This window comes from Streptomyces sp. RK9, assembly GCF_045070545.1.
GTDB lineage: Bacteria > Actinomycetota > Actinomycetes > Streptomycetales > Streptomycetaceae > Streptomyces > Streptomyces alboflavus.
The window spans coordinates 1,342,723-1,359,835 of sequence record NZ_CP173703.1 but is presented as its reverse complement, the minus strand read 5'-3'; the positions used below and the strand labels follow the sequence as shown (position 1 = coordinate 1,359,835).

General features: G+C 76.1%; 5 protein-coding genes. All 5 read left to right on the top strand.

All coding sequences use genetic code 11. The features are described 5' to 3' along the window. Position 1 precedes the first annotated feature (1 nt). Positions 2-6,751: a type I polyketide synthase gene (locus AB6L24_RS05280; RefSeq protein WP_405657047.1), complete on the top strand. Its 6,750-nt coding sequence runs from the start codon at positions 2-4 to the stop codon at positions 6,749-6,751. Between the two features lie 61 nt (positions 6,752-6,812). Then, positions 6,813-14,285 carry a type I polyketide synthase gene (locus AB6L24_RS05275; RefSeq protein ID WP_405652623.1) on the top strand — a complete coding sequence of 2,491 codons (7,473 nt, stop codon included), beginning with the start codon at positions 6,813-6,815 and terminating at the stop codon, positions 14,283-14,285. Further along, positions 14,282-14,986, top strand: a complete 705-nt coding sequence (locus tag AB6L24_RS05270) for a class I SAM-dependent methyltransferase (RefSeq protein ID WP_405652621.1) — start codon at positions 14,282-14,284, stop codon at positions 14,984-14,986. Before AB6L24_RS05275 ends, AB6L24_RS05270 begins: the two co-directional genes overlap by 4 nt. A gap of 63 nt (positions 14,987-15,049) precedes the next feature. Continuing rightward, on the top strand, positions 15,050-16,237 hold the full coding sequence (locus AB6L24_RS05265) for a thiolase family protein (protein WP_380855525.1): 1,188 nt from the start codon (positions 15,050-15,052) through the stop codon (positions 16,235-16,237). Positions 16,238-16,287: 50 nt separating this feature from the next. Continuing rightward, positions 16,288-17,082, top strand: a complete 795-nt coding sequence (locus tag AB6L24_RS05260) for a sulfite exporter TauE/SafE family protein (RefSeq protein WP_405652619.1) — start codon at positions 16,288-16,290, stop codon at positions 17,080-17,082. The last annotated feature ends 31 nt before the right edge of the window (positions 17,083-17,113 follow it).

Genomic DNA, 17,113 nt, shown 5'->3' with positions numbered 1-17,113 from the left:
GCTGCGGGCCTCCCTCAAGGAGGTCGAGTCGCTGCGCGCCCGCACCCGCGAGCTGACGGCCGCCGCCCACGAGCCGGTGGCGATCGTGGCGGCGGGCTGCCGCTTCCCCGGCGGCGTCCGCTCCGCCGAGGACCTGTGGGACCTCGTGGCCACCGGCACCGACGCGATCGCGGCCTTCCCCGCCGACCGGGGCTGGGACACCGAGGCGCTCTTCGACCCGGACCCCGACAGGCCCGGCACGACGTACGCCGTCGAAGGGGCCTTCCTCGACGACGCGGCGGAGTTCGACGCGGACCTGTTCGGCATCAGCCCGCGCGAGGCGGCCGCGATGGACCCCCAGCAGCGGCTGCTCCTGGAGACCGCGTGGGAGACGTTCGAACGCGCCGGAGTCGACCCCGGCGCGCTGAAGGGCGAGCCCGTCGGCACCTTCGTCGGCTCGGTCCTCATGACCAGTGGCGGCGGCACCGGAACCGGCGACGGCACCGAGGGACACCAGCTCACCGGCGGTGCCGCCAGCGTCCTCTCGGGCCGGCTCGCCTACACCTTCGGCCTGGAGGGCCCGGCGATCACCGTCGACACCGCGTGCTCGGCGTCCCTCGCGGCGGTGCACCTCGCCGTGCAGGCGCTGCGGCAACGCGAGTGCACCCTGGCCCTGGCCGGTGGCGCCGCCGTGATGGCGACGCCGGGAATCTTCGTGGAGTTCAGCCGTCAGCGGGGGCTCGCGGCCGACGGCAGGTGCAAGGCGTTCGCCGCGTCGGCGGACGGCACGGGGTGGGGCGAGGGTGTGGGTCTCGTCCTCCTTGAGCGGTTGTCCGACGCGCGGCGCAACGGTCATCCGGTGCTCGCTGTCGTACGGGGCTCCGCCGTGAACCAGGACGGCGCGTCGAACGGCCTGACGGCGCCCAACGGCCCCTCGCAGCAGCGCGTCATCCGCCAGGCCCTGGCGTCGGCCCGGCTCTCGGCGGATCTGGTCGACGCGGTGGAGGCGCACGGCACGGGCACGTCGCTCGGGGATCCCATCGAGGCACAGGCGCTGCTCGCCACGTACGGCCAGGAGCGGCCCGCCGACCGGCCGTTGTGGCTCGGCTCCGTCAAGTCGAACATCGGGCACACCCAGGGCGCGGCGGGCATCGCCGGGCTGATCAAAATGGTCATGGCGATGCGGCACGGCGTCCTCCCGAAGACCCTGCACGTCGACGCGCCCACGCCGCACGTCGACTGGACGTCGGGCGCGGTGCGACTCCTCACGGAGGGCCGGGACTGGCCGGAGACCGGCCGGCCCCGCCGCGCGGGCGTGTCCTCCTTCGGCATCAGCGGCACCAACGCCCACGTGATCCTGGAACAGGCCCCCCAACGGGACGACACCGCCCCGGCACCGGTCCCCGCCCCGCAGTCGCCCGTGCCCCTCGTCGTCTCGGCACGCGGAGAGCAGGCCCTGCGCGACCAGGCCGAGCGCCTCACCGCCCACCTCCGCTCCCGGCCCGACACCCGCCCGGCGGACGTCGGCTGGTCCCTCGCCACCTCCCGGGCCGCCCTCGACCGGCGGGCCGTGGTGTGGGCCGCCGACCGGGACGCGGCGCTCGCCGGTCTCGCGGCGCTCGCCGACGACCGCCCCGCGCCCGGCCTCGTACGAGGCGCGGCCACGGACGGCGGGCAGGCGTTCCTCTTCGCCGGGCAGGGCAGCCAACGCCCGGGCATGGGGCGCGAACTGGCCGCCGCCTTCCCGGTGTTCGCCGAAGCCCTCGACGCCGTCGCGGACCACCTGGACCCCCACCTCGACACGCCCCTGCGGGACGTCCTGCACGCACCCGAGGGGACGCCGACGGCCGCGCTCCTGGAGCAGACCGCGTACACCCAGCCGGGCCTCTTCGCGTACGAAGTGGCGCTGTACCGGCTCCTGACGCACTGGGGGCTCGCCCCCGGTCTGCTGCTCGGCCACTCCGTCGGCGAGCTGGCGGCCGCGCACGTCGCGGGCGTCCTGTCCCTGCCGGACGCGTGCGCGCTCGTGGCCGCGCGGGGGCGCCTCATGCAGGAGGTGCCCGGCAGCGGCGCGATGGTCGCGGTGCGGGCGACCGAGGCGGAGATCCTGCCGGACGTGACCGCCCACGCCGACGACCTTGCCCTCGCCGCCGTCAACGGACCCGCTTCGGTCGTCGTGTCCGGCACCGAGAGCGCCGTGCTCGAACTCGCCGGACGCTGGCGGGAGAGGGGCCGCAAGACCCGCCGCCTGCGCGTCAGCCACGCCTTCCACTCCCCGCACACGGACGCGATGCTCGACGAGTTCGGCCAGGTCGCGGGGAAACTCACCTTCCACCCGCCGCGCGTCCCGATCGTCTCGGACGTCACCGGCGACATCGCCACCGCGGCCGAGCTGTGCTCGCCGGAGTACTGGGTGCGGCACGCCCGGGCGACCGTCCGCTTCCACGACGGGGTGCGCCGGCTCGTCGCGGCGGGCGCGCGGACGTTCGTGGAGGTCGGTCCTTCCGGGACGCTCACGGCGATGGCCCAGGACTGCCTGGCCGAGCAACCCCCGGGCACCGGAACGGTGTTGATCGCTCCGGCGCGCGCCGGACGGCCGGAGGCCGAAACGGCGCGCACGGCGGTGTCCGAGGCGTTCGCCCACGGGGCCCGCGTCGACTGGACCCCGTTCTTCGCCGGCACCGGGGCCCGCCGGGTGGACCTGCCCACGTACCCCTTCCAGCGCCGCCGCCACCCCTGGAGCGTGGCGGGCACGGCGGGCGCCGCCGCCGACGTCACCGCCGCCGGACTCCTCGGGCTCGAACACCCCCTGCTCGGCGCCTCCTTGGACCTCGCCGACTCCCAGGAGACCGTGCTCACCGGAACCCTGTCCCGGCGGACCGAGGCGTGGCTCGCCGACCACGTCATGCTCGGCACCGCCCTCGTGCCCGGCACCGCCGTCGTCGAGCTCGCGGTCCGCGCGGGCGCCGAGGCCGGGTGCCGCCGCCTGGTGGAGCTGACGCAGGAGGCGCCGCTGGTCCTGCCCGAACGGGGCGCCGTGCGCCTCCAGGTGCGGGTGGGCCCGGCGGGGTCAGTGAGGGAGGAAGGTCACCGCGCGGTGGGCGTGTTCTCGCGCGCCGAGGACGACCTGACGGAGCCGGAGGGTGCCTGGGTGTGCCACGCCCGGGGCACGCTCGCGCCCGAGGCGGCCGCCGCACCCGCCCGTCCCGGCGAGGCCTGGCCGCCACCCGGCGCCGAACCGGTGCCGCTCGACGGGTTCTACGCACGCCTGGCCACCGCCGGTTTCGCGTACGGCCCCGCGTTCCGCGGGCTCGCGCGGGCCTGGCGGCGCGGCGACGAGGTGTTCGCCGAGGTCGCCCTGCCCGGCGCCGCACGCTCCCGCACCGACGGCTACGGCCTCCACCCGGCGCTGCTCGACGCCGCACTGCACGCCGCACTCCTCACCGGGGACGGTGCGGGGGCGACCGGGCAGGTGCGGGTGCCGTTCGCGTGGCACGACGTGTCCTTCCACGGCACGGGCACACCGACCCTGCGGGTGCGGCTCGCACCGGCCGGGACGGACGCGGTGTCCCTCGCCCTGTGGGACGAGCGCGGAGCACCGGTCGCGTCGGCCGGGTCGCTCGTCACCCGCCCCGTCTCCGTCCACCAGCTCCGGTCCGGCCGGACCCGCGACACCCTCTTCCACGTCGCATGGGCGGAGCGGGCTGCCGAGGACGGTACGGCACCCGACGCTGCGGCACCGGCCGCGCGCCACGCCGTCCTCGGGGACCCGGACCTCGCGGACCGGCTCGGGGCCGACGCCCACGCCGACCTCGGCGCGCTCGTCGCGGCGCTCGAATCCGGGGAGCCCGTACCGGAGTCGGTGATCCTGCCGTGCCGCGGCGGCGCTGCGGGTGAGACCGGAGCCGCAGGAATCGGAGGCACCGAAGGCGGCGTCACCGCCGCCGAAGCGGCTGCCGCCGAACGCGCCGAACGCGCCGAACGCGCCGAAGCGGCTGCCGCCGAACGCGCCGAACGCGCCGAACGCGCCGAACGCGCCGAAGCGGCTGACGCTGGACGCGCCGAAGCGGCCGACGCCGAACGCGCCGAAGCGCCCGGCGCCGACCTGAGCAGCCCGGCAGACGTCGCCCGCTCCCTGGCCCTCGCCGTCCTCGGCACCCTCCGGGCCTGGCTCAAGGACGCCCGCCTCGGCACCTCCCGGCTGGTCGTCCTGACCCGGGGAGCCCTGCCCGTGTCCCCCGACGAGCGCGTGGCCGACGTCGCCGCCGCCGCGATCTGGGGCCTGGTGCGCTCCGCACAGGCCGAGCACCCGGGCCGGTTCGTCCTCGTCGACTCGGACGGGGAGCCCGCGTCCACGGCCGCCCTGACCGGGGCGGCGCGCGCGGACGAGCCCCAACTCGCGCTCAGGGAAGGGCGGACGCTCGTCCCGCGCCTGGCCCGCGGCGTACCGCACGGCACGCTCGTACCGCCGACGGGCGTACGGGAATGGCGCGTCGACCTGACCGGTGGCGGCACCGTCGACGACCTGACGCTCGCCCCGAGCCCGGAGGCGGCGGCGCCGCTCGCGGCCGGCAAGGTCCGGGTCGACGTGCGCGCCGCGGGGCTCAACTTCCGGGACGTCGTCATGGCCCTCGGCATGGTGCCCGACCGGCGGGCGCTGGGCGGCGAGATCGCGGGCGTCGTCACCGAGGTGGGTCCCGAGGTGGCCGGACTCGCCCCCGGCGACCGGGTGTTCGGCCTCGCGGCCGGATGCCTCGGCCCGGTCGCGGTCGTCGACCACCGCCTGCTCGCACGGATCCCCGAGGGCTGGTCGTACCCGCGCGCCGCGTCCGTCCCCGTCACGTTCCTCACCGCGTACGAGGGCCTGGTGGACCTGGCCCGCGTGCGGCCGGGGGACAAGGTGCTCGTGCACGCGGCGGCGGGCGGCGTCGGGATGGCCGCCGTCCAGCTCGCGCGGCACCTGGGGGCCGAGGTGTACGCGACGGCCGCCCCCGCCAAGTGGGACGCGGTACGCGCCCTCGGCGTCGACGACGCGCACCTCGCCTCGTCGCGCACGACCGACTTCGAGGCACGGTTCACGGCGACGGGCGGCGCCCGGTGCCTGGACGTCGTCCTGAACTCGCTGACCGGGGACTTCGCCGACGCCTCGCTGCGGCTGCTGCGGCCCGGCGGCCGGTTCGTCGAGATGGGCAAGACCGACATCCGCGACGCCGACGACGTCGCCGCACGGCACGACGGCGTCGCCTACCGCGCGTTCGACCTGATGGACGCCGGTGTCGAGCGCGTCGGCGAGATGCTGGCGGACATCGTCGAGCTGTTCGGGCGCGGGCGGCTGCGGCCGGTGCCGGTGACGGCGTGGGACGTGCGCAGGGCGCCCGCCGCCTTCCGCTTCCTCGCCCAGGCCCGGCACGTGGGCAAGGTCGTCCTCACCATGCCGCCCGCGTGGCACCCCGACGGCACGGCGCTGGTCACCGGCGCGTCCGGGGCGCTCGGCGCGGAGGTCGCCCGGCACCTGGTGCGCACCCGCGGCGTGGCGCACCTCGTGCTCGCCGGACGCCGGGGGCCCGACGCGGAGGGCATGGCGGAGCTGGTGGCCGAGCTGACCGCGGCGGGTGCGAGGACGGTGCGGGCCGTGGCGTGCGACGTGGCCGACCGGGCCGCCGTGGCGGACCTCCTCGCGTCGGTGCCCGCCGCCCACCCGCTGACGGCCGTGGTGCACGCGGCGGGCGTGCTCGACGACGGTCTCCTGGAGACGATGACGCCGGAGCGCGTCGACACGGTGTTCCGGCCCAAGGCCGACGGCGCCTGGCACCTGCACGAACTGACGCTGCATCAGGACCTGGCGGCGTTCGTCGTCTACTCCTCCGCCGCGGGCACCGTCGGCACCACCGGCCAGTCCAACTACGCGGCGGCCAACGCCTTCCTCGACGCCCTCGCCGGACACCGCCACGCCACCGGCCTGCCCGCGACGTCCCTGGCCTGGGGCCGCTGGGCCGGACCGGGAGGGATGGCGGCGGACCTGCCGCGACCGGGACCGGCGGCGGGCCTCTCCGTCGAGGACGGCCTCGCCCTGTTCGACGAGGCGCTCGCCACCGGCCTGCCGGTGTGGGTGCCGACCCGGCTCGACCCCGGCGAACTGCGGGCCGCCACCACGAACGGCACCCTGCCCGTGCTGCTGCGCGGCCTGGTGAACGCCCCCGCGGCGACGGCCGAACCGGGCGCCGCGCACGCGCTGCGCGAACGCCTCGGCTCCCTCGGCGCCGAGGACCGCGCCGCGGCCGTCCTCGAACTCGTCCGCGGCCAGGTCGCCCTGGTCCTCGGCCACACCACCGCCGGGAACGTGGACCCGCACCGCCCCTTCCAGGAACTCGGCTTCGACTCGCTCACCGCCGTCGAGCTGCGCAACCGCCTGGGCGCGGAGACCGGCCTGACCCTGCCCACCACCCTGGTGTTCGACCGCCCGACGCCCGCCGCCCTGAGCGAGCACGTCGAGGCCGCGCTCGTCTCCGGGCTCGGCTCGCCCGTCGACTCCGTCCTCGCCCGCCTCGACGCCCTCGCGACGCACCTCGCGACGGCGCCGCTCGACGACGGCGAGCGGGACCGCGTGGCGGACCGGCTGCGCGCGCTCGCCCAGCGGTGCGGCGAGCGACCGCCCGCGCCCGGCGCGGGCGCGGAAGCGCAGGACGACGGGACGACCGTCGCGGACGAACTCGACCTGGCGACCGACGACGAAGTCATCGACTTCATCAGCAAGGAGCTGGGCATCTCCTGACCCCGCGCCGCGGCCCGCGCGCGAGCGGACCACGGCGACATCGCGACGAGGTGGATGGCACATGGCGACGGACGACCGGATTCGGTACTACCTCAAGCGGGTCACCGCCGACCTGCACGAGACCCGCGGGCGGCTGCGGGAGCTTCAGGACGCCGCCGCGGAGCCGGTCGCGGTCGTCGCCATGGGCTGCCGCTTCCCCGGGGACGTCCGCTCCCCGGAGGACCTGTGGGACCTGGTCGCCTCCGGCAGGGACGCCGTCGCGCCCTTCCCCGAGGACCGCGGCTGGGACGTCGAGCACCTCTACGACCCCGACCCGGACCGGCTCGGGAAGACCTACGCGCGCGAGGGCGGATTCCTCGCCGACGTCGCGTCGTTCGACGCGGGCCTGTTCGGGGTCAGCCCGCGCGAGGCGCTGACCCTCGACCCGCAGCAGCGCCTCCTCCTGGAGGTGGCCTGGGAGACCTTCGAGCGCGCGGGCCTCGCCCCGACCCGGATGCGCGGCAGCCGCACCGGCGTCTTCGTCGGCACCAGCAGCCAGGAGTACGCGCTCCTCCTGCAGAGCGCCCGGGAGACCTTCGAGGGCTACTCGACGGGCTTCCTCGCCAGCGTCCTCTCGGGCCGACTCGCCTACACCTTCGGCCTGGAGGGCCCGGCGATCACCGTCGACACCGCCTGCTCGGCGTCCCTCACGGCACTCCACCTGGCCGCGCAGTCGCTGCGGCAGGGCGAGTGCGCGCTGGCCCTCGCGGGCGGCGCCTCGGTCATGACGACCCCGGGGATGTTCGTGGAGTTCAGCCGTCAGCGGGGCCTCGCGGCCGACGGGCGCTGCAAGGCGTTCGCGGCATCGGCGGACGGCACGGGGTGGGGCGAGGGCGTGGGTCTCGTCCTCCTGGAGCGGCTGTCGGACGCGCGGCGCAACAGGCATCCGGTACTCGCCGTGCTGCGCGGCTCGGCCGTGAACCAGGACGGCGCGTCGAACGGTCTGACGGCGCCCAACGGCCCGTCGCAGCAGCGCGTCATCCGCCAGGCGCTGGCGTCGGCCCGCCTCTCGGCGGATCTCGTGGACGTCGTGGAGGCGCACGGCACCGGCACGTCCCTGGGCGATCCCATCGAGGCGCAGGCGCTGCTCGCCACGTACGGTCAAGAGCGCGCCCCCGACCGGCCGTTGTGGCTGGGCTCCCTCAAGTCGAACATCGGGCACACCCAGGCGGCGGCGGGCGTCGGCGGTGTCATCAAGACGGTCATGGCGCTGCGCCGGGGCGTCCTGCCGCCCACCCTGCACGCGGACGAGCCGACCCCGCACGTCGACTGGTCGTCGGGCGCGGTGCGGCTGCTCACCGAGGCCCGCGACTGGCCCCGGAACGACGAGCCGCGACGGGCCGGCGTGTCGTCCTTCGGGATCAGCGGCACCAACGCCCACGTGATCCTGGAGCAGTCGGGCGACGACGCGTTTCCCGCGCCCGCGCCCCTTCCGGCGCCGGTCGCGGGGCCGGTGCTGCTCGGGGAGCCCACGGGCGGGGCGGACGGCCCGGCGCGGGACGCCGTGGGCGGCGCGGGGCGCGAGGCGGTGGACGGGTCGGCGCACGATGCGTCGGACGGTCCGGGACGTGACGCGATGGACGCCCCGGCAGCCGACCGCGAGGGCGCCCCCGCACCGGACCTCGACCACCCCGCTCCTGGGGCCCCCGCGCCGCTGCCCTGGCTGATCACCGCGCGCAGCAGCCGCGGTCTGCGCGACCAGGCGGCCCGGCTGCGGGACCACGTGCGCGCCCGGCCCGGCCTGGCCCCGGCCGACATCGGCCACTCCCTGCTGACCTCGCGCACCCACTTCGACCACCGTGCCGTCGTGCTCGCCGACGACCGGGACACCTACCTCGCGGGCCTCACCGCCGTGGCCGAGGGCAGGAGCGCGCCCGGCGTCGTGGCGGGCGTCGCGCGCGACCCGGGGAAGCCGGTGTTCGTCTTCCCCGGCCAGGGCGCCCAGTGGGAGGGCATGGCGGCGGACCTGTACCGCGACTCCGCGGTCTTCCGCGAGCGGCTGCGCGCGTGCGCCGACGCCGTGGCGCCCCACGTCGACTTCTCGCTCGTCGACGTCGTGCGCGGCGTCGACGGCGCGGCCCCGCTCGACCGCGTGGACGTCGTCCAGCCCGCGCTCTGGGCCATGATGGTCTCGCTCGCCGCCCTGTGGCGGTCCCACGGCGTGGAGCCCGGCGCCGTCGTGGGCCACTCCCAGGGCGAGATCGCCGCCGCCTGCGTCGCGGGCGCCCTGTCCCTGGAGGACGGGGCCCGGATCGTGGCACGGCGGTCCCGGCTCGTCGCCGAACGCCTCGCGGGCAGCGGGGGCATGGCGTTCCTGGCCCTGCCGCTCGACCGGGCGCGCGACCGGCTCGCGGAGTGGGGGAGCCGCCTCGGTGTCGCCGCGGCCAACGCCCCCTCGTCCGTGGTGGTGTCGGGCGACGCCGAAGCCCTCGACGAACTCCTGTACGCGGCCGAGCGGGAAGGCGTACGGGCGATCCGCGTCGCCGTCGACTACGCGTCGCACTCGGCGCAGGTCGAGACGCTGCGGGACGAACTCCTCGCCACGCTCGCCGACATCACGCCGCGCCCGGCCGACATCCCCTTCCACTCGACGGTCCTCGGCGCCGAGGTCGACACGTCCGGACTCGACGCCGCCTACTGGTACCGCAACCTGCGGGAGACGGTCCAATTCGCCCCGACCGTCCGGGAACTCCTCGCCGCCGGGCACCGTACGTATGCCGAGATGAGCCCGCATCCGGTGCTCGCGATGTCCGTGCAGGAGATCATCGAAAGCGCGGCGAGCGCGGCGAGCGCGGCGAGCGCATCGGGTGTGGCGAGTACGGCAGGTACGGCCAGCCCGGTGGGCGCGACGGGACCCGCGGACACGGGGAGCCGGGCCGGCGGCGGCGCGCCCGGCACCGTCCTGACCTCGCTGCGGCGCGACGAAGGGCACCTCGGGCGCTTCCTCACCTCCGTCGCGGAGGCCCACGTGCAGGGCGTCGGCGTGGACTGGTCGGCCCTGATCGGCCCTTCGGCCCGGCTCGTGGACCTGCCGACCCACGCCTTCCAGCGCCGTCGCTACTGGCCGGACGCGCTGCCCGGTACCGCCCAGGTCCGCGAGGCCGACGACAGCGCGGCCGCCGTGTTCCGCCGGCGCCTCGCCGAACTGCCGGACAGCGGCAAGGAACGCCTGGCCCTGGAGACGGTGTGCGAGCACGCCGCCGCCGTGCTGAACCTCGCCACCCCGGGGGACGTCGACGTCACCCGGGCCTTCACCGACCTCGGCTTCGTGTCGCTGACGGCCATGGAGCTGCGCAACCGGCTCACCACGGCGACCGGTGTCCGCCTCTCCCCGGCGGCGGTCTTCGACCACCCGACGGCCGAGAGGCTGTCCGCGCACCTGCTCTCCGTCCTGACGGGCACTCAGGAGCAGGGCGACGCACCGGAGTCGGCGGCGCCCGTCGCCGGTGAGCCGATCGCGATCGTCGCCATGGGCTGCCGCTACCCCGGCGACGTGGCCTCGCCCGAGCAGCTGTGGGACCTGGTCGCCTCCGGCCGGGACGCGACCTCCGGCTTCCCGGTCAACCGGGGCTGGGACACGGCGGGCCTGTACGACCCGAACCCCGGCAGGCCCGGGTACACGTACGTCCGCAGGGGCGGATTCCTGCACGACGCCGACCGGTTCGACCCGCTCCTGTTCGGAATCAGCCCGCGCGAGGCGCTCGCGATGGACCCGCAGCAGCGGCTCCTGCTCGAAGTGGCCTGGGAGGTCCTGGAGCGGGCCGGCCTCGCGCCCGACGCGGTCGGCGGCAGCCGCACCGGCGTGTTCGTGGGCGTCAGCGGCCAGGACTACCTGCCCCTGATCACCGCCGACCCGGACGGCGGCGCGGGCCACCTGATGACCGGCACCTCGACGAGCGTCGCCTCGGGCCGCATCGCGTACACCTTCGGCCTGGAGGGCCCCGCGGTCACCGTCGACACGGCCTGCTCCTCGTCCCTGGTGGCCCTGCACCTCGCCGTGCAGGCGCTGCGGCAGGGCGACTGCACGGCGGCCCTGGTGGGCGGCGCGACGATCCTCTCGACGCCGGGCGCGTTCGTCGAGTTCAGCCGCCAGGGCGCCCTCGCGGCCGACGGGCGCTGCAAGGCGTTCGCCGCCGAGGCCGACGGCACGGGCTGGGGCGAGGGCGTCGGCGTCCTCCTGGTCGAACCGCTCTCGGTCGCCCGGCGCGCCGGACACCCCGTCCTCGCCCTGGTCCGCGCCACCGCCATCAACCAGGACGGGGCCAGCAACGGCCTGTCCGCCCCCAACGGGCTCGCCCAGCAGCGCGTGATCCGGCAGGCCCTCGCCCAGGCCGGTCTCGGCACCCGGGACGTGGACGCCGTCGAGGCCCACGGCACGGGCACCACCCTCGGCGACCCCATCGAGGCGGAGGCCCTGCTCGCCACCTACGGCCAGGGGCGGCCCGCGCACGCTCCGCTCTGGCTCGGCTCCCTCAAGTCCAACGTCGGCCACACCGCCGCCGCGGCCGGGGTCGGCGGCGTCATCAAGACGGTCCTCGCCCTGGACCGGGCGGTCCTTCCGCCCACCCTGCACGTGGACGAGCCGACCCCGCACGTGGACTGGTCGTCGGGCGCCGTGGAGGTCCTCACCGAGGCCCGCCCCTGGCCGGACACGGGCCGCGCCCGCCGCGCCGGGGTCTCGTCCTTCGGGATCAGCGGCACCAACGCGCATGTGGTCCTTGAGCAGGCGCCGGAGGAGGACGAGGCCGAGGGCGGGGGAGGAGCGGGGTCGGACCGGGTTCCGCAGGGCGAAGGCGCGGCGCAGGAGCGGGCCTCGCAGGACGGGGGCGCGGCGACGGAACACGTCTCGGAGGAGGAGGCGCCGGGCTCGGAACACTCCCCGGAGGGATCGCAGGGCCCGGAACGCTCCGAGGAGGAACCCCGAGGAGCGCAACCCGCCCCGCAGGACGGGGACGTGGCGCGGCACCCGGCGCGCGGGGCATCGGCCGGCGCCCTCCCCGTGCTGCCCTGGCCGCTGTCGGGCGGCACCGAGGACGCCCTGCGGGCGCAGGCCGCCCGGCTCCTCCGGTACGTCGAGGAGCACGCGGACCTCGCGCCGGCCGACGTCGCGCGCTCGCTGGCATCGACCCGCGCGGGCCTGGAGCACCGGGCCGTGGTCGTCGGCCGGGACCGGGACGCGCTCCTGGCGGCTCTGGCGCGGCTGGCACGGGACGAGGGCGGGCCGGACGTGGTCCGTGGCTCGGCCCGGGCGCGCGAACGGGTCGCGTTCGTGTGCACCGGCCTGCTCGCGGACCAGGCCGGTGGAGAGGACGGCGAACGAGACATACTCGTAAGGGAGTTGTACGAGCGGGTGCCGGTGTTCGCGTCGGCCCTCGACGAGGCCGGTACCGCCGTCGCGGAGCAGGTGGGCCGTCCCTGGAGCGAGGTCATCGCGCCGCACGGCGGAGCGCCGGGGGACCCGGTGGCGGCCGGTGCCGCGCGGTTCGCCGGAGAGGTCGCGCTGTTCCGGCTCCTCGCACACTGGGGAGTCGGCCCCGCCTTCCTCCTCGGCCACTCCCTCGGTGAGGTGACCGCGGCGCACTGCGCGGGCGTGCTGTCCCTGACCGACGCGGCGACGCTCGCCGTCGCCCTCGTACGAGAAGCGCAGCGGGAGGCGGAGGCCGACGCGCGGCCCGACGCCGGGGACTCCGTCCGGCGGGCCGTCAAGGACCTGACCTTCCGCCCGCCGGTGACCCCCTTGATCGCCGTCCGCACCGGCCGCCCCGTGTCGCACGAGGAGCTGTCCTCCCCGGACCACTGGGTGCGCCTCGTCCAGGAGGACGCCGCCCCGAGCGCCGACGCCGTGGACCAGCTCGGGTCCCAAGGGGTGGGCTCCTGCCTCCAGTTGGGCCCCGACGCCGCACTGGTCGCGCTCCTCGGCCCGGAGCACGGCACGGACCTGGGCGGGCTCCTCGCCGCGCTGGCCCACCTGCACGTCAAGGGCGTCCCGGTGGACTGGGGCCGGATGCTCGCCGACTGCGGCGCGCGCCTGGTGGACCTGCCCACGTACGCCTTCCAGCGCGAGCGGTACTGGCCCGAGGGCAGCGGACTCGCGATCGGCGCGGCCGGGCGGCACGGCGCGCACGGCTCGGCACGGACGGACCAGGGGCGGCAGGCCGGGCGGCGGCTCGCGGCTGCGGGCGCCGACGAGCGGCCCGGTCTGCTCGCCGACCTCGTCCGCACACACGTCGCGGCGGTCCTGCGGCTCGCCGACCCGGACGCCCTCGACGACGAACGGCCCCTGCCCGAGCTGGGATTCGACTCGCTGACGGCGGTGGACCTGCGCAACAGGATCGGCGCGGACACCGGCCTGCGCCTGCCCCCGGCCCTCGTCTTCCAGCACCCGACCGTCGCCGCGCTGACCGGGCACCTGGTCGCACTGTGGGCGGCGGCACCTCCCGAGGCCGGGACCGGGGCCGGGGCCGAGGGCGAGGCCGGGACCGGGGTCGACGCCGTCCGCGAGACCGGGGCCGACCACGCGGACGCGGACGCGAGCCCGGACGGCACGGGCACCGCGCCCGCCGACACCGACAGCGCACGCCTCACCCTGGGCCCGCTCCTCGCCCGCGCGAGCGCTCTGGGCCGCACCGAGGAGTTCCAGGAACTGGTGCGCCACGTCGCGGGGTTCCGCCCCACCTTCGACACCGCGGAGGCCCGGCTGCGGCCGCCGCACGTCCGGCTCGCACGCGGAGCCGGGGCGCGCCTCGTCTGCTTCCCGACGTTCGCCGTCGGCGCGGGCGCGTCCCAGTACGCGCGGCTCGCCGCCGTGTCCGGGGGCGAGCACGACGTCTGGGTCCAGCCGGTGCCCGGCTTCACGTGGCGGGAGCCGCTGCCCGCGTCCGTCGACGCGCTGGCGGACCTCCTCGCGGACGGCGCCGCCGAGTGCGCCGACGGCGGTCCCGTCGTCCTGCTCGGGTACTCGGCGGGCGGCTGGATCGCCCACGCCACCGCCGCCGCACTCGAAGCGCGCGGCACCGGCCCCGACGCCGTCGTCCTCCTCGACAGCCACTGGCCCACCAGCCGGACGCTCCCGCACCTGCACGCCCACATCGAACGGACCCGCGCCGCCGCGGCCCCGGACGGACGCTGGACCGAGGAGGCGGGCGACGACGCGTACCTCACCGCGATGGCGCACTACGCCGGACTGTTCCAGGCGTGGACCCCGACGGCGATCAGCGCGCCGACCCTGCTCGTACGGGCCTCGCGGGACCTCTTCGACGACGGATCGCAGCCGCCCGACGCGCACGGCAATCCCGACGCGCCGTCGACGCCCGACGACCGCCGCGCGCACTGGCACCTGCCGCACACGGCCGCCGACGCCCCCGGCACCCACTTCTCGATCATCCGGGAGCACAGCGAGCCCGCCCTGCGCGCGGTGGCCGACTGGCTCGCCGCCCCCGCGGGGCGCCCACGGACCGCACCGCACCAGCAGTCCACCACCCCTGAAGGAGCATGATGACGTCCGACGGCGCCCAGGCCGGCAAGCCCCTCGACCAGTCCCTCGACCAGAAGGTCATCGACGGGCAGTCGGGCTACTCGAAGCCGTTCCTCACCCTCTACGACCTCGTGGTCTACCGGGGCACGGCGCCCCTCCTGTGGCGCTGCCCGTCGGCGGTGTCCCGGAGCCTGTACGACAGCTGTGTCGGCGCCCGCCACATGGACATCGGCGTGGGCACCGGCTACCTGCTCCACCACGCCAGGTTCCCCGTGCCCGACCCGCGGATCACGCTCGTCGACCTCAACCGCAACTCCCTGGCCCACACGGCCCACCGGCTCCGGCGCCACCGGGTCGACACGGTGCGCGCGAACATACTGGAACCCCTGCCGGTGGAGGCGCGGTCCCACGACTCGGTCGGCATGAGCTACCTGCTGCACTGCGTCCCGGGCAGCCTGCGCGAGAAGGGGGTCGCCCTGGCGCACGCCGCGGCCGTGGTCAGGCCCGGCGGTATCGTCTTCGGCACCACGGTCCTCTCGGCCGGGGTGCCGGTGTCCGGCGGCGCCCGCCGGGCGATGCGGACCCTGAACAAGCGGGGCGCGTTCCACAACGACGCCGACACCCTCGACGAGCTGCGCGCCCAGCTCGACCAGCACTTCGACCGGCACGAACTGACGGTCCACGGCTGCGTCGGTGTCTTCCGCGCCTGGACGGCCGCCTGAGATCCCCCGTACACTCCGAAACTAGCAGCGCTAATTAAACCGCTCATGTCTCGGAGCCGCCCCGTGCGCACCGTCCACTTCGCCGCCGCCCGCCGCACGCCGATCGGGCGGCTCCGCGGTGCCCTCTCCGCCGTCCGCCCGGACGACCTCGCGGCCACCGTCCTGCGCGGCCTCCTCGACGGCCTGCCGGGGCTCGACCCGGCCCGCGTCGACGAGGTCTACTGGGGCGCGGCCAACCAGGCGGGCGAGGACAACCGCAACGTCGCCCGCATGGCCGTCCTGCTCGCGGGCCTCCCGGACTCCGTCCCCGGCGCCACGGTGAACCGCCTGTGCGCCTCAGGTCTTGAGGCGGTCACCCTGGCCGCGCGCACCATCGCGGCGGGCGACGCCGACATCGTGCTCGCGGGCGGCTCCGAGTCCATGAGCCGCGCCCCCTTCGTCCTGCCTCGCCCCGACGAGACCCTGCCGCACCGCATGGAGACCGCCGACACCCGCCTCGGCTGGCGCCTGGTCAACCCGAGGATGAAGGAGCTGCACGGGCTCCTCTCCATGGGCGAGACCGCCGAGGAGGTCGCGGCCCGGCACGGCGTCTCCCGCGAGCGCCAGGACACCTTCGCCCTGCGCAGCCACCAACGCGCCGCCATCGCCCGCAAGCACGGCCACTTCGACGCCGAACTCCTGCCCGTCACCACCCCCGACGGCACGGTGCTCGACGCGGACGAGAGCATCCGCGAGGACACCTCGTACGAGAAGCTCAGCGGACTGCGTCCGGTGTTCCGGGCAGGCGGCACCGTCACGGCGGGCAACGCCTCACCGATGAACGACGGCGCTGCGGGCCTGCTCCTGGTCAGCGAGGAGGCCCTGCGCGATCTGGGCCTGGAGTCTCTCGGCCGGTACGTGACGGGTGCCTCCGCCGGTGTGCACCCCGACGTGATGGGCATCGGCCCCGTGCCCGCCACGCGGAAGGCCCTGGCCCGGGCGGGCTGGAGCGTCGCCGACCTCCAGGAGGCCGAGTTCAACGAGGCGTTCGCCGCCCAGGCCCTCGCCTGCGTGGACGGCATCGGCATCGACCCGGACCTGGTCAACCCCGACGGCGGCGCCATCGCGCTCGGCCACCCCCTCGGCTGCTCCGGCGCCCGCATCCTCACCACGCTCCTGCACCGCATGCGCCGCACCGGCAGCACCCGCGGCCTCGCCACGATGTGCGTGGGCGTGGGCCAGGGCACCGCCCTGCTCGTCGAACGGGACTGACCCCGGCCCACCCCGGCGCAAAGTGCTTGGGCATACCATCGGTTCCCAGCATGGACGCCTCCGCCGCCCCCTCGGCCCTCTCCGCCCTGACCGCCTGGGAGTTCGGCGCCCTGGCCCTCGCCGCCGGGGTCGTCGGCTTCTCCAAGACCGCCGTCAGCGGCGCCAACACCATCAGCCTCGCCGTGTTCGCCGCGGTCCTCCCGGCCCGCGCGTCGACGGGCGTGCTCCTGCCGATCCTCATCGCCGGGGACGTCCTCGCCGTCCTCACCTACCGCAGACACGCCCACTGGCCCACGCTGTGGCGGCTGTTCCCCGCGGTCGCCGCGGGCGTCGTCCTCGGCACGGTGTTCCTGATGTTCGCCGACGACGCCATGATGCGTACGTCGATCGGGGCCATCCTGCTGCTCATGGCCGCCGTGACCATGTGGCGGCGCCGGTCGGCCGCGGCCGGACCCCCGGCCGACGGTGACGGCGCGGCGGCGCGGGCGACGGCCGGGGTCGCGGCGCCCTCCTACGGCGTGCTCGGCGGCTTCACCACCATGGTCGCCAACGCGGGCGGCCCCGTCATGTCGATGTATCTGCTCTCGGCGGGCTTCAAGAAGCTGAGCTTCCTCGGCACTTCGGCGTGGTTCTTCCTCATCGTGAACACCTCCAAGGTGCCCTTCAGCGTCGGCCTCGGCCTCATCGACGGACCCTCGCTGCTGCTCGACGCGACGCTCGTCCTGTTCGTGATCCCGGGCGCCCTCATCGGCAAGGCGTGCGTGAACCGCATCAACCAGCGGCTCTTCGAACAGCTCGTCATCGGCGCGACCGTCATCGGCGGCCTCCAGCTCCTGCTGCGCTGACACCGCCGCGACCCTCGGTACCCTCGACCCC

What these genes read in the sequence shown, in the direction of transcription:
- AB6L24_RS05275 (WP_405652623.1), top strand. Translation starts at nt 6,813, where the DNA reads ATGGCGACGGACGACCGGATTCGGTACTACCTCAAGCGGGTCACCGCC.
- AB6L24_RS05270 (WP_405652621.1), top strand. Translation starts at nt 14,282, where the DNA reads ATGATGACGTCCGACGGCGCCCAGGCCGGCAAGCCCCTCGACCAGTCC.
- AB6L24_RS05260 (WP_405652619.1), top strand. Translation starts at nt 16,288, where the DNA reads ATGGACGCCTCCGCCGCCCCCTCGGCCCTCTCCGCCCTGACCGCCTGG.